Origin of the sequence: Novosphingobium sp. SG919 (genome assembly GCF_012932495.1) — a bacterium.
Lineage (GTDB): Bacteria > Pseudomonadota > Alphaproteobacteria > Sphingomonadales > Sphingomonadaceae > Novosphingobium > Novosphingobium rhizosphaerae.
Genome location: NZ_JABCNG010000001.1, coordinates 1,146,233 through 1,160,470, shown reverse-complemented (window position 1 = coordinate 1,160,470; position 14,238 = coordinate 1,146,233). Strand labels below are relative to the sequence as shown.

11 protein-coding genes are annotated in these 14,238 nt (G+C 63.3%); 5 read left to right on the top strand and 6 right to left on the bottom strand.

Annotated elements, in window-relative coordinates; translation table 11 throughout:
* Positions 1-25 precede the first annotated feature (25 nt).
* Positions 26-1,039 carry a YadA-like family protein gene (locus tag FHT19_RS05130; RefSeq protein ID WP_169474165.1) on the bottom strand — a complete coding sequence of 338 codons (1,014 nt, stop codon included), beginning with the start codon at positions 1,037-1,039 and terminating at the stop codon, positions 26-28.
* Between FHT19_RS05130 and FHT19_RS05125 the strand changes: the two genes are divergently transcribed.
* The 3 genes from FHT19_RS05125 (at position 1,032) to FHT19_RS05115 (ending at position 6,701) form a co-directional block, all read left to right on the top strand.
* Positions 1,032-3,797 carry a hypothetical protein gene (locus tag FHT19_RS05125; protein ID WP_169474164.1) on the top strand — a complete coding sequence of 922 codons (2,766 nt, stop codon included), beginning with the start codon at positions 1,032-1,034 and terminating at the stop codon, positions 3,795-3,797. The two genes, FHT19_RS05130 and FHT19_RS05125, sit on opposite strands and share 8 nt — an antisense overlap.
* Before the next feature lie 123 nt (positions 3,798-3,920).
* Complete coding sequence (locus FHT19_RS05120) at positions 3,921-4,130, top strand: hypothetical protein (RefSeq protein ID WP_169474163.1); 210 nt, start codon at positions 3,921-3,923, stop codon at positions 4,128-4,130.
* Positions 4,131-4,451: 321 nt separating this feature from the next.
* Entirely contained in the window at positions 4,452-6,701 is a 2,250-nt protein-coding gene (locus FHT19_RS05115) for a hypothetical protein (protein WP_169474162.1), read from the top strand.
* A gap of 1,203 nt (positions 6,702-7,904) precedes the next feature.
* Here the strand turns inward: FHT19_RS05115 and FHT19_RS05110 are convergent.
* The 3 genes from FHT19_RS05110 to FHT19_RS05100 all read right to left on the bottom strand — a co-directional run bounded on the left by FHT19_RS05110 (position 7,905) and on the right by FHT19_RS05100 (position 10,181).
* Entirely contained in the window at positions 7,905-8,453 is a 549-nt protein-coding gene (locus FHT19_RS05110) for a DUF4019 domain-containing protein (RefSeq protein ID WP_169474161.1), read from the bottom strand.
* 202 nt (positions 8,454-8,655) lie between these two features.
* Positions 8,656-8,820, bottom strand: coding sequence for a hypothetical protein (locus tag FHT19_RS05105; protein ID WP_169474160.1), 165 nt, complete (start codon positions 8,818-8,820; stop codon positions 8,656-8,658).
* Positions 8,817-10,181, bottom strand: coding sequence for an EAL domain-containing protein (locus FHT19_RS05100; protein WP_169474159.1), 1,365 nt, complete (start codon positions 10,179-10,181; stop codon positions 8,817-8,819). The genes FHT19_RS05105 and FHT19_RS05100 overlap by 4 nt, the downstream gene beginning before the upstream one ends.
* A gap of 137 nt (positions 10,182-10,318) precedes the next feature.
* Between FHT19_RS05100 and FHT19_RS05095 the strand changes: the two genes are divergently transcribed.
* Both FHT19_RS05095 and FHT19_RS05090 read left to right on the top strand, forming a co-directional pair.
* Positions 10,319-10,942, top strand: coding sequence for a site-specific integrase (locus FHT19_RS05095; RefSeq protein WP_248290272.1), 624 nt, complete (start codon positions 10,319-10,321; stop codon positions 10,940-10,942).
* A 43-nt stretch (positions 10,943-10,985) separates the two neighbouring features.
* The gene (locus tag FHT19_RS05090; RefSeq protein WP_169474158.1) at positions 10,986-11,243 is read left to right on the top strand and encodes a hypothetical protein; all 258 of its coding nucleotides are present in this window, start codon (positions 10,986-10,988) and stop codon (positions 11,241-11,243) included.
* A 109-nt stretch (positions 11,244-11,352) separates the two neighbouring features.
* On the opposite strand, the gene FHT19_RS05085 is transcribed toward FHT19_RS05090, so the two are convergent.
* Both FHT19_RS05085 and FHT19_RS24740 read right to left on the bottom strand, forming a co-directional pair.
* Positions 11,353-12,018 (bottom strand): response regulator, encoded by a 666-nt coding sequence (locus FHT19_RS05085; RefSeq protein WP_169474157.1) that lies wholly within the window; start codon positions 12,016-12,018, stop codon positions 11,353-11,355.
* Positions 12,019-12,127: 109 nt separating this feature from the next.
* Complete coding sequence (locus FHT19_RS24740; protein ID WP_169474156.1) at positions 12,128-14,170, bottom strand: ATP-binding protein; 2,043 nt, start codon at positions 14,168-14,170, stop codon at positions 12,128-12,130.
* Positions 14,171-14,238: the final 68 nt, after the last annotated feature.

The window sequence follows — 14,238 nt, the reverse complement described above, 5'->3', positions numbered from 1 at the left end:
ACCCGGGAACCGTCGGGGGCCTCGATTACCAGCCGAACGAGACGCCGGCGCCGTAGGTGGACTTGCCGCCCGAGATCGACGCAGCAGCCCGGACCTTGACGTTGTCGCTGACGCGGCCGGTGAAGCCGAGAGCGAAGGCTTGGTAGCCATCGAACCCGCCCACTGCGCCACCGATCGAGAAGCGCTGGTCCGGATCGATGTCTGGGATCATGCCGATTGCAGTCGCACCGGCGATACCGAACGAGGTGGACCGAGCCAGGTCATAGACCTGGGTCTGAACACCAGCGATCTGTGTGCTGAGCGAAGCGGTCGCACGGTTCACCTGACCCACAGTCGCCGCATCGGTGTCGGCGATGCCGTCACCCACATTGGTGATACGGCGGGTCTGGCTGGCCGAACCCACGGATACGGTGTTGGCACCGCTTGCCGTGCTGCCATCACCCAGCACAACCGCTCCATCATTCCCGGCGCCAACGTTCACGTTGTTGCCGAGCACGAACACGCGGTTCGAAGCGACGGTGTTGTTATTACCCACCGCGTAGCTCGAGTTGCCGCTGACCACGTTCGGGTCGCCAAAGGCCCCAGAGTTCGAGCCAGAAACAACGTTCTTGTAGCCGATCGCGATGGACTGGTTACCCGACACCTTGTTGGCATTGCCGATCGCAACGGCGCTGCCGCCAGATGCGATGTTGGCATAGCCGATCGAGGTGGCCGAATCGCCGGTGGCCGAGGCACGGAAGCCAACGGCGGTGGCGTTCGACTGCGACGCGAAGGCGTTGGAGCCGTACGCGGTTGCACCGCTTGCCTTGGCCTGGGCACAGACACCGGTAGCCGTTGTATCGATCCCCGAAGCAGAGGTGCACGAGCCACTGACGTTGCCCGCAACCTGCGTGCTGCCGCCAGCGATGCCACCCTGCGTCTGCAGCGTACCATCAGAGTTGGCACCACCAATGTTGGTGGCAACCGCTCCACCCCCGTTTGCCGCAGCTGCCGCCGCCTGTTGCACGATCGGTGCAACTGCCGTTGACAGTGTGCTCATCGAGCTGGCGACGCTGCTGAGCGTCGACGAGGTCGTCGTGGACAGCGAGGCGAGGCCCGATGCCGTGGTCGTCGAGAGCGACGCGAGACCCGTCGAGGTCGCAGACGATACCGAAGCCACTTCGCTTGCGACGGTGCTCAGGCTTGCTGCGGTCGTGGTCGAGAGCGAAGCCAGCCCCGACGATGTCGCCGTCGAAACGGAGGCCACATCACTTACCACCGTACTCAGGCTCGCGGCCGTGGTGGTCGAAAGCGAAGACAAGCCGCTGGATGTCGCCGTCGACACCGAAGTCAGGCCACTCTCCGTCGCGGTCGAGAGCGAGGTGACTCCCGTCGAGAGCGAGGTCACACCAGTCGAGAGCGACGTTACGCCCGTTGAGAGCGAAGCCAGCCCCGACGAGGTCGCCGTCGAAACCGAGGCCACTTCACTCGCCACCGTGCTCAGGCTTGCTGCCGTCGTGGTCGAGAGCGAGGACAAGCCGCTGGACGTCGCCGTGGAAACGGACGTCAGGCCGCTTTCCGTTGCAGTCGAAAGCGACGTCAGCCCTGTCGACAGCCCAGTCACACCCGTTGAGAGCGACGCCAAGCCCGACGAAGTCGCCGTAGACACCGAAGCAACATCATTCACGATCGTGCTCAGACTTGCTGCCGTCGTAGTCGAGAGCGAGGACAAGCCGCTGGACGTCGCCGTGGAAACGGACGTCAGGCCGCTTTCCGTTGCGGTCGAAAGCGACGTCAGCCCTGTCGACAGCCCCGTCACGCCCGTCGAGAGCGAAGCCAGGCCCGACGAAGTCGCCGTAGACACCGAAGCAACATCATTCACGATCGTGCTCAGGCTTGCTGCTGTCGTAGTCGAGAGCGAGGACAAGCCGCTGGATGTCGCCGTCGAGACGGACGTCAGGCCGCTTTCCGTTGCGGTCGAAAGCGACGTCAGCCCTGTCGACAGCCCCGTCACGCCTGTCGAGAGCGAAGCCAACCCGCTGGAGGTCGCCGTCGAGATCGAAGCAACGTCAGTTACCACCGTGCTCAGGCTTGCTGCCGTGGAGGTTGAAAGCGAGGCCAGACCCGACGAGCTTGCCGTCGACACCGAGGCAACGTCATTCGCAATCGTGCTCAGGCTTGCTGCGGTCGTCGTCGAGAGCGAGGACAAACCGCTGGACGTCGCCGTCGACACGGAGGTCAACCCACTCTCCGTCGCCGTCGAAAGCGACGTCAGCCCCGTCGATAGCGAAGTCACGCCCGTCGAGAGCGAAGTTACGCCGGTCGACAGCGAAGCCAGACCCGACGAGGTCGCAGTCGACACAGAGGCAACGTCGCTCGCGATCGTGCTCAGGCTTGCTGCGGTCGTTGTCGAGAGCGAGGCAAGACCGGACGAGCTTGCCGACGACACCGAGGCAACATCACTTGCCACCGTGCTCAGGCTCGCTGCCGTCGTGGTCGAGAGCGAAGCCAGACCGGACGAGCTTGCCGACGACACCGAGGCAACATCACTGGCAACCGTGCTCAGGCTCGCTGCCGTCGTGGTCGAGAGCGAAGCCAGACCGGACGAGCTTGCCGACGACACCGAGGCAACATCACTTGCCACCGTGCTCAGGCTCGCCGCCGTCGTGGTCGAAAGCGAAGCCAGGCCCGACGAGCTCGCCGACGACACCGAGGCAACATCACTCGCCACCGTGCTCAGGCTCGCCGCCGTCGTGGTCGAGAGCGAAGCCAGACCGGACGAGCTTGCCGATGACACCGAGGCAACATCACTTGCCACCGTGCTCAGGCTCGCTGCCGTCGTGGTTGATAGTGACGACAAGCCGCTGGAGGTCGCCGTCGAGACGGACGTCAGACCGCTATCGGTCGCAGTCGAGAGCGAGGTCAGCCCCGTCGACAGCGAAGTCACGCCCGTCGAGAGCGATGCCAGAGCCGATGAGCTTGCCGTCGATACCGAAGCAACATCACTCGCCACCGTGCTCAGGCTTGCTGCCGTCGTGGTCGAGAGCGAAGCCAGGCCCGACGAGCTCGCCGACGACACCGAGGCAACGTCATTCGCAATCGTGCTCAGGCTTGCTGCCGTCGTCGTCGATAGTGAGGACAAGCCGCTGGAGGTCGCTGTCGACACAGAGGTCAACCCACTCTCCGTCGCTGTCGAAAGCGAGGTCAGCCCTGTCGACAGCGAAGTCACGCCCGTCGAGAGCGATGCCAGACCCGATGAGCTTGCTGTCGATACCGAAGCAACGCCGCTTGCCACGGTGCTCAAGCTCGCCGCCGTCGTGGTCGAAAGCGAGGCCAAGCCGCTCGAGGTCGCCGTCGAGACGGATGTCAGGCCGCTGTCCGTGGCGGTCGAAAGCGAGGTCAGCCCCGTCGACAGCGAAGTCACGCCCGTCGAAAGCGATGCCAGACCCGATGAGCTTGCCGTCGATACCGAAGCAACGCCGCTTGCCACGGTGCTCAGGCTCGCCGCCGTCGTGGTCGAAAGCGAGGCCAAGCCGCTCGAGGTCGCCGTTGAGACGGATGTCAGGCCGCTGTCCGTGGCGGTCGAAAGCGAGGTCAGCCCCGTCGACAGCGAAGTGACGCCCGTCGAGAGCGAGGCCAGACCTGACGAGCTTGCCGTCGACACTGAGGCAACGTCACTCGCCACACTGCTCAGGCTCGCTGCTGTGGTGGTCGAGAGCGACGCCAAGCTGCTCGCCCCGGCGGATGCCAGTGTGCTCAACTGGGCTACGTTCACCGCGTCGGTCGGATTGGAGCCGGCCGCCACGTTGATGATCTGACGGGTACCCATAAGGTCGCTGCCGACCGAAACCGCGCCGAAGCTGCTCTGCCAGGCCGGCCCGGTACCCGTGGTCGTGATAGCCCCGGTAGACGGATCCCAACCGTAAGCACCCGCGGCGACGTTGGACACGCTGTTCGAACCGATGGCTACACCGTTCGCGACGCTGACGCTGGCGTTGTTGCCGACGACCATTGCATTCGTCGCGGCGGCACCAACGGAGGAGTTATTACCCACGATCCGCGCGCCATTCGCACCGAGCGGAATGGTGCTGCTGTTGCCGAATATGCCGGCGTTGTCAGCTTCAATGGTATTGTTGTTGCCTACCGAATAGCTGCCCGATCCGGAGACGGTGCTAGGGTCGCCAAACGCACCCGAGTTGTCTCCGGTGACCTCTCCGTCGCCGATCGAGATCGACTGCACGCCTGAGGCCTTGGCGCCCGCCCCAATTGCGATCGCCTTGGTATTCGAAGCGCTGGCACCAGACCCGAGTGCAACTGCCTGAGTACCAGCGGCCGAGGCGGAGTCGCCCGCAGCCACGGCCTTGTCCCCCGCGGCAGCTGGCGCCGCTGAATTCGCACCGATGGCAATGCGATCACCCGCAGCAGCGCTCGCGGCCGATGACACCGTGGAGGACAGCGACGTGATCTGACTGTTGGTTGTCGCCAGCCCCGTCGACAGCGAGCTCACGCTGTCGTTGGTCGTTGATACGCTGGCAGCCAGATCGCTGACGTTGGCATTGGTCGTGCTCAGGCTGGTGCCCAGGTTCGCCGTCGCGGTCGACAGCGAGGTCACTCCAGTCGAAAGCCCGCTCACGCCGGTCGAAAGGGAGGTTACGCCCGCGGTCGCCGACGAAACGCTCGACGACAGATTGCCGACATTGGCGTTGGTCGTGCTGAGGCTGGTGCCCAGGTTCGCCGTCGCGGTCGACAGCGAGGTCACGCCAGTGGAGAGCCCGCTGACGCCGGTCGAGAGCGAGGTTACGCCAGCGGTCGCCGACGAGACGCTCGACGACAGGTTGCCGACATTCGCGTCCGTGGTGCTCAGGCTGGTGCCCAGATTCGCCGTCGCGGTCGATAGCGAGGTCACCCCAGTTGAGAGCCCGCTCACGCCGGTCGAAAGCGACGTCACACCCGCAGTGGCCGACGAAACGCTCGACGACAGATTGCCGACATTGGCGTTGGTCGTGCTCAGGCTGGTGCCCAGGTTCGCCGTCGCGGTCGAGAGAGAAGTCACCCCAGTCGAGAGTCCGCTGACGCCGGTGGAGAGCGAGGTCACGCCCGCAGTCGCCGACGAAACGCTCGACGACAGGTTGCCGACATTCGCGTTCGTCGTGCTCAGGCTGGTGCCCAGGTTCGCCGTCGCGGTCGACAGCGAGGTCACGCCAGTCGAGAGCCCGCTCACGCCGGTGGAAAGCGACGTCACACCCGCAGTGGCCGACGAGACGCTCGACGACAGGTTGCCGACACTTGCGTTCGTCGTGCTGAGGCTGGTGCCCAGGTTCGCCGTCGCGGTCGACAGCGAGGTCACGCCGGTCGAGAGACCGCTCACACCCGTCGAAAGCGAGGTCACGCCCGCGGTCGCCGACGAAACGCTCGACGACAGGTTGCCGACATTCGCGTTCGTCGTGCTCAGGCTGGTGCCCAGATTCGCCGTAGCGGTCGATAGGGAGGTCACGCCAGTCGAGAGTCCGCTGACGCCGGTCGAAAGCGAGGTCACACCAGCGGTCGCCGACGAGACGCTCGACGACAGATTGCCGACATTCGCGTTGGTCGTGCTGAGGCTGGTGCCCAGATTCGCCGTCGCGGTCGATAGCGAGGTCACGCCAGTCGAGAGCCCGCTCACACCCGTCGAAAGCGACGTCACACCCGCAGTCGCCGACGATACGCTCGACGACAGATTGCCGACATTGGCGTTGGTCGTGCTGAGGCTGGTGCCCAGATTCGCCGTCGCGGTCGAGAGCGAGGTTACGCCAGCGGTGGCCGACGAAACGCTCGACGACAGGTTACCCACATTCGCGTTCGTCGTGCTTAGGCTCGTGCCGAGGTTCGCCGTAGCGGTCGACAGCGAGGTCACGCCCGCAGTCGCCGACGAAACGCTCGACGACAGATTGCCCACATTCGCGTCCGTCGTGCTCAGGCTGGTGCCTAGGTTCGCCGTAGCGGTCGACAGGGAGGTCACGCCAGTCGAGAGCCCGCTCACACCCGTCGAAAGCGACGTCACACCCGCAGTCGCCGACGAGACGCTCGACGACAGGTTGCCGACATTCGCGTTCGTCGTGCTGAGGCTGGTGCCCAGGTTCGCCGTCGCGGTCGACAGCGAGGTCACTCCAGTCGAGAGCCCGCTCACACCCGTCGAAAGCGAGGTCACGCCCGCGGTCGCCGACGAAACGCTCGACGACAGGTTACCGACATTCGCGTTGGTCGTGCTGAGGCTGGAGCCTAGGTTCGCCGTCGCGGTCGACAGCGAAGTCACCCCAGTCGAGAGTCCGCTGACGCCGGTGGAGAGCGAGGTCACGCCCGCAGTCGCCGACGAAACGCTCGACGACAGATTGCCCACATTCGCGTTCGTCGTGCTGAGGCTGGTGCCCAGGTTCGCCGTCGCGGTCGACAGGGAAATTACGCCGGCTGTCGCTGTCGAAACGCTGGAAGATAAATTGCCAACCGTTGTGTTGGTCGTGCTCAGGCTAGTGCTGAGATTACCTGTTGCCGTCGACAGCGAGGTTACCCGGTTCGCTGTTGACGTCGACAGAGACGACAGGTCACTGCTCGCGCTGCTCAAACCCGTGGAAAGCTGGCCGACGGTTGCTGCGTCACTGGTGTTCTTGCCGTCGGCGATGCCAGTTAGGCGTCGATTGCCGAAGTTGGCTTCACCATTCCCTGGTGCGGCTTGCAATGTAAGGTAGGCTTGACCGTTCGTGGCAGCCGTTACCGCGCTGCCTGTGCCAATTGCAATCGAGCCTGCGGTAGCTGCTGTGTCAACTTTGGCTCCGTCGCCAATCGCTATCCCTTGAGCGGCATTGACGATGGTTCCACGTCCGACTGCTACGCCCGACGTTGCCGTTGTCGAAATTGAGGCCTGCCCCCCAATTGCGATAGAATCCGTACCTCCAGCTTTGGCACCGGCGGTCGCATTTCCGCCTATGGCAGTCGCGCCAGCGATGCTTGCATTCGCGTTCGCGCCTAAGGCCGTCGCATAGTTGCCAGAAGCTGCCGCAGAACTTCCGAGTGCGGAGGAACCCAATGCACTGGCTGTAGCGCTGTTGCCAACAGCGACCCCGTAGTCTGCTGCTCCGGAGCTGACGCCCAATGAAGTAGATCGGGCACCTGAGTAAGTAAGGCCAGCATTTTGACCCACAGAGATCGCATACTGTCCAGCCGCTACGCTGCCACCGCCGATAGAGGTGGTAAAGTCGCCAGTGGCGTTGGCGTTTCCGCCCAGCGCGATTGCCATATTGCCACTTGCGATGGTAGCCACCGTCGTTGCGCCATTGCTGCCCGTCGTTTGCATCGAACCAATTGCAATAGCATTCGCACCCGCCGTTGCATTCAGCGTCGCGACGCTGCCCATGCGGAGCGAATAGGAACCGCCAACGATATCAGTTGCTCCAATTCTTCCTTCATTTACGAACAGCCTTCCACCAAGGCTCAGACTATCCATTGAGTTTGTGTAATGTGTAGAGTAAAATAGCGATCCCGTTGTAATTATCGGCGCACTATTTGAAACACATCCTCCGCCTGAATCCGAGAATATGCTGGTCTGTTCTTTTAGTCCGACGCAAACGGTATCCGAACCGGATGTATCTCCCTGCAGATAAACTTGTGCAATGGCCGGATTTGGTTGAAGTGTAAGTGTTGCCACTGACGCAGCAACCGCTCCAACCCCCAGCGCCCCAACCCGCGCCTTCCTCCCAAACACAACATACATCGACGAAAGCCGCAGGATCGCCATGATCCGCCGCCGCACACCCTTGCCCGCCGACCGAATGCCGACCGCGTTCCCGAAATGTGCGTGGCTCTTCTGTCGCGCCTGACGGCGCTCCTCATAAGACTTGTAATTCATGGTGTTCCCCTTGCCTGGATGATTGCGACCCGTTCGACGGGACCGGCTATTTCTTCGGAGTGGTGGTGGGTGCGGGCTGACCGACGGGCGCTGCGACGAAGCCGCAGAGGCGCCACTGGTTGTCGCTGTCCCGATGGAAGGTCACAGTTTCGAGCCGGCCGCGCTGCGGCCCCGTCTCGACGCCGAGCAAAACGACGATATAGTCCCCGGGCGGCGGTGCCCCCTGCGTCGTGCTTGCGCCCACACTCTCGCGGCGCACCGAGACCCAGTCGCGTGCCGTTGCTGTTCCGGATTGGTTGAATATGTCGCGTGTCTGCGCAACAAAGGCCTGCTTCCCCTGCGCCGCCTTCATGATCGGCGAGGCTGTGGCGTAGACGCCGTCCAGCAGGCCGCTCGCTGCCGCCTCGGAAACCTGAATGGCCTGCGCCACGAAATAGTTGGCCGAAAGCCGCGCGGGCTGCGCCTGCGCCGGAGCGACCGGCACAGTCCCGGCAGACTGCTTCTGCGGAGCACTGCCGGTTTGCGCACCAACACTGGCCGACAAGGTTAAAAGGGGCAGCAGCCAAAAGGCACGCCGCCGACGCAATCGCCTCATGCGCAGGCTCTCCGTTGGACAAAAATTGGAAGGAAAGCCGAGGCTGGCGCGTTCACACGGTCGGCCGACCGACGAGACCGTTCTGCGCGGCAGAGAAGAACGTCCGCTCCGAAAAGCGTACGCCCTTCCCCGCCACCCCGGTCAAAAGACCGGGCTTCGGAGTGCGACCCGAAGACCTCGGAAATTGCCAAGACGCGCGCCCTCACCAGAGCGCCCGCACGGCGAAGAAGATACCGACCCACAGCAGACCGCTGAGCGGGAGTGCCAACAACATGCCCCGGGCGAACTTGAAGGGCTCATCGTCCGGCCAGGGCTGCACCTCAGGATCGGCCAGGACGTCGAGCAGAAACTCGTGATCGGAGCTCATCGCGGCCCCTCCTGTTTGCGCTGGAAAGGATCGGAAAAGACCGAAAAGGCTGCGGTCTGCGCGGCACGATGCTCGGCTCGCGACGGTCCCCGCCAGCTTGCCTGGCCGAGGTAGTCGCCGGTTCCCCAGTGTGCGCCAGCGTCAGCAGCAAGCAGCGCGCGCTCACCGTCATCCACGCCTTCGACAACGACGACCGGCGCGAGCGAACTGGCGAGGCCGACGATTCGGCGAAACAGCTGTTCATCCGGCTCGCGGCGCGAGGAGAGGCGCAGCAAGAGGGAATCGAGCGTGACGACATGCGGTCGAAGCGCCATCAGCGTGGCGATCGCGATCTGACCTGAACCCAACCCCTCCAGCACAACACGGCAGCCAAGGCGGTACAGACGGTCCGCGAAATCCACCGCCTCGCTCGCGACCACAAAGGACTGCGTGCAGTCGAGCGCAATAAAGAGCCGCGAGGCCAGTGCCCGGTCGCCCGCCAAATGGCTCAGTACCGCGTCCCACCAACCCGTCGCGCGAAAGCTCAGCGCCGACACCGGAACGCAGACAGAATGACTGTCGCTGTGCGCCAGATGTTCGATCGCCTGCGCCACCATGGCTTGATCGAAGGCCTGAACCACGCCCAGACGCTCCAGCGAGCGATAGGCCAGATCGCGCGTTTCGATCTGGCCGCCGTTGCCGGGGGCGGCGATAAAGGCGCGGAGGAAGAGGACCGCGTCGCTGTCCAAACTGCGGACGGGACGCCAGGCAAATTGGAGCGCCGCAGCGTTCAGTTCCGCATAAAGCGTCGCCGCCGCCGCCATGTCGCGTGCAGGCAGATCCGAAACATCGCCGCCTGCAGGCGGCAATTGCCGTTGACGGGGGATTCGTCCGCGCGCCTCGATAAGAAGAAGGTTCAGAACCTCGTCATCGTCGTAATCGGTATCCGTTTCCACGCAGGCCCATGACAGGGCGACGTGGACGGACGAGCCCTGTGCCCGCACAGGCACGCGGGCACAGGCGGCGAACCAGGCTTTGATCCGCTCATATTCTGGACGCACCGAAAGCAGCCCACACCCTGCCGAGCCGCGCGCGATGACGTCGAATTCCGCCGCACCCCGGCGGATCACACCGCCAACCATGCCGACAGCATCATCGAACCGAACCTGGAAGAAGGACCTGACCGACGCGGCAATCTCGGCAGCGACGCCGTCACCATAGCTCGTACGGAGGGCGTCGAAGTTATCGATCCTGACAGCGAGCAACAGGATCGTCGCAACTGAATCAGCAATGGGCCCGGCAGCGCCACGCGGGGCACGGAGCGGCCAATTCGCCGCCCCGCCTCTTTCATTTGCCCCTTCAGGGATCCGTTCGATCCGCATGTTTGCCCCCGGCTGCGAGGGCGAATCCGCCCCCTCCTGCCGAGACGGAATAACTAGTTCTGTTACATGGTTGGGCGATTGCGGTTTACGCCGACGCCCTGCCAACCAGACAACATCAAGAACAAGGGCGCTTTCCGATGCAACAGATGATCTATGGCAGTAATGGCCAAAGAAAATACCTCACCAGCGCCGAGCGGCGTTCGTTCCTTTCCGCGGCTGCGAACTTCGAGCGGGAAACACTAACTTTATGCTGGGTGATCTCGGCGACCGGATGCCGCATATCCGAGGCACTTTCACTGACAGCTAACAGTATAGATCGACATGACCGCATGATCGTCATCGAGTGCCTGAAGAAGCGCCGCCGCGGCATCTATCGTTCGATTCCAGTGCCGGCTGCGCTGATCGATCTTCTCACCGAGGTGCACGATCTCAGGGACCATATTGGTCAAGGCAAAGATGCTCCCAGGCTCTGGTCCTTCTCCCGGGTCACGGCCTATCGGCGCATCCGCAAAGTGATGGAGTCGGCCAATCTGAACGGGCAACACGCAATGCCGAAAGGACTGCGACACTGCTTCGGTGTGTCCGCGATCCAGAGCCAGGTTCCCCTCAATCTGGTGCAGCGCTGGCTGGGCCATGCAGATATGCGAACCACGGCGATTTATGCCGGCGCCATGGGGCCGGAAGAGCGCAATATCGCGCGCAGGATGTGGCGCAACAATGCGATGAAACTGCCGGATTATTCTGCGATTGCAGCGAAGTAGACCATGCATTTGGCCCCGTCGGTTGGCGCGTCCTGGAGTAACGATGCGCAGCGCATCCAACGAAATAAAATGCAAGTCAGAAGGTGGAGAATCGGCTATGATGCTTGCACACCGCAACAGAACTAGTTATTCTGTTTCAAGTTTTCTGGTGCAAGCACTTGATTTAAAGGTGCAATTTTCCCCTTTGCTAATTGCGCTCGCGCTAAATCGCGCACCTTCCCGCACCTCTCCTTCCCAACCAGTTTTTGCTCGGTTGGTTGCAACTGAAAGAATATTTTCCCTTATATCAAGCGACGTATGACGCATTGCAGCATGAACTGCTGGCTGCGAGAAACAGGCACGCGTTGAGTCGCCGCTACGGCACGACCGCGCGGTTGTTTTTCATAGAATCGTCATATGACGCCGCCAGGTCAGGTGCCCGCGTCGCTGCCAATGCCGATCCGCTGCAGATGGCGGGATAGTTCGATCAGCGAAGTCACCCCCATCTTCTGCATGACCCGCGCACGATGCACCTTGACCGTGTTTTCGGCTTTACCGGAAATGTAGGCAACCTGCTTGTTGCGCAGGCCCTGGGCAAGCAAGAGGGCGATCTCGCGCTCGGTCTCGGTCAGACTGTCAAACGAAGCCTGGACCGCTTCGACATGGATGAGCTCGGCTCTCGCGCTCCCCAGCCGCTCGAACGCGCCGCCCACCGCATCGATCAGTGCCTGGGGCCTGAACGGTTTGACCAGAAACTCGAAAGCCCCCGCCTTCATCGCCGCCACTGCATCCTCCACCTCGGCATGGCCACTGATGAATATGATCTGGACATCACTGCGCCCGGCAAGCTTCTGCTGGAGCAGGAGGCCGCTCGGGCCCTTGAGGCGCAGATCGAGGATCAGAATTCCCGCAGGTTCGGGTTCGGCCGCAAACAGCTGGTCGGCACCCGCAAACGCGTGCACCCGATAGCCGACGTCGGACAGGAGCCCGACGATCTCATCGCGCATCAGGGGATCGTCCTCGACGATCAGTACGGGCTGAGCTGCCCATGGCGAGAGACTGGCGATCGCCTGGCCCTTCCGGTTCGTCGAATTCATTCTTATTTCCGCCTGCTCGCAAATTGGGGCGCCACCAAGCATACGGCGCCAGCGGCCGTCATGGCAGTGACGAAGATCAACCGAGCAACTGCAGCGTGCTAGCCCTGGCTCATGCTGCGCGCGCCAGGACCGCGACCGCGCATCGGTCATCCGCAACAAGCGGTAGTGTGACATGTACCTTGAGCCCGGACCTGCTGTCCTCGATTTCGATGTCACCACCCAGAAGCTCGGCCAAGCCCTTGCAGATCGCAAGGCCCAGCCCCGAACCTTCCGCGGACGCACTCGCGCCGTCCACCTGCGAGAAGCGCTGGAACATCAATCGGCGCCGATCGCTTGGGATGCCCTTGCCGTCGTCGGCGACAGTCAGGCGATATTGCGCGCTACCGAAAGGCGCCAGTGCCAAGGTGATATTCGTGGCATTGGCGTGACGGACTGCGTTATCGAGCAGGTTGGTGAGGATCTGGGCCAGACGGTTACGGTCCCCCACGACACTGGCCGGCGCGTCGGGATCGACTTTGACAGAGAGCTCAGCTCCAGCCAGATGCGCTTTCGGCTCCACAAGGCTGGCCATTTCCTGGACAAGCGCTCGTGGATCGAATGGCTCCGCCGATACCGGGAGGCGCTTCGCGTCGATGCGCGAGAAGAGCAGAAGATCATCGAGCAGCGCTATGAGCCTGTCGCCGGCGCGCCCAAGCCGCTCCGCTCGCTGTCGGCCCTCCTCGGGAATATCGGACGATTGAGCGAGCCGCGTTGCCGCCAGTGTCAGGCTTCCAAGCGGCGAGCGGATTTCATGGCTCATATTCGCGAGCAGTTCGGCCTTGGTGCGGGCCATTTCGCGCGCTTCGTCGGCCAGGTTCTCGAGCTTGCGCCGATGGCGCCGGCCTGTGACCACGACCCAGGTCAATGTCGCTGCCAAAAGAACTGCCCATCCGGCAACTGTCCACATCCAAAGGCGCCGCGCAGCATCGCGGGCATCGGCCTTGGCGAGATCGCGTTCGAGTTCGGCATTGGCAATCCGCTGTCGATCCCATCCGAACCGGGCGCGTGCGTCTGCAAGGTCGCGTGCCCGTTGCGCGTCCGAGCGCGCCGCCAAATTGGTGTTGACGGTCTTCAGATCGGTATAGGCTTCCTGATACCTGCCAAGCCTTGCAAGCGCCTCGGATCTGCTCTGGCGCACCATATCGGCAATCTTGCCCAAAGCTGGCGCCGAAAGCTGGCTTAGCAACGCGTTGTAGCGGGCGAGCGCCTCAGCAGCGTCGCCACGGGCCAGCGCGATATCGCCAAGGAGCCGCGCTGTAAGGGTCCGCGGGATCGTATCGCTGGGACCAAGATCCCCCATGGCACGCCGGCACGCCGCTTCCGCTGTATCGAGTTTCCCAAGTGACAGCAGGGCGCTGCACGCTCCCTGCTCTGCCGCACCGGACGACATGCCGAGCTGGCGCGAGAGTTGTGCTGCTTTCAGGAACTTTTCCGCCGCCAGAGCAGGATTGCTGTGAGACAGCACCTGTGCCCGCATGAACGACGCCAGCAGCAGCTGGTGCGTGTACCCCTTACGGGTAGCCCAAACTTCGGCTTCGCGCGCAAGATCATCAGCCTGGGCGTAATCGCCGGTCGGCGAGATCAGCGCGGTCAGGTTGAGGGCAACATAGGCTGCCTGTCCGTCGAGCCTGGCGGCCTTCGCTTCGCGGTAGGCATTTCCCCCGGTCCGAAGCGACTCTTCGATCGACCCCAAGGCCCTTTGCAGAATGGACATGGTATTGGCCGTGCAGACCGACGCAGGGGTGCCGACGGGAAAGCCCCTCCTCAAGACCTGAAGCTCGGTCAACAGTGAGCCAAGCTGGGCCGCGGGTCTTGAAAATGAGACGGCAACGAGCTGCCCCAACAGTTCAGCGCGTGCAGCGGCACCAAGATTTGGATCGGAAAGCGCGGACGAAGCGGTCTTCTCCGCCTCTTCGTAACGGACCAGCCCAACCAGCGCGGCAGTCCGCACCGCCAGGAGCCAACTCCTCTGCTCTCCTGGGCGGGTGTCACCCATGTGAAGTGTCCGGAGCGCGGCATCGATCCTGGGCAGAGCGGCCTTGGGGTCGGTGTCTACCGCAGCCTGCAGTCGCCGCACCTGCGCATCGCCGCCCGACCAGCAGGTGGCGTGCACGGTAGCGGGAGCGACCGTCAGGCTGATGGCAGCAAGGAGCGCGCCTACACACCCTCGCTTGATCGGCG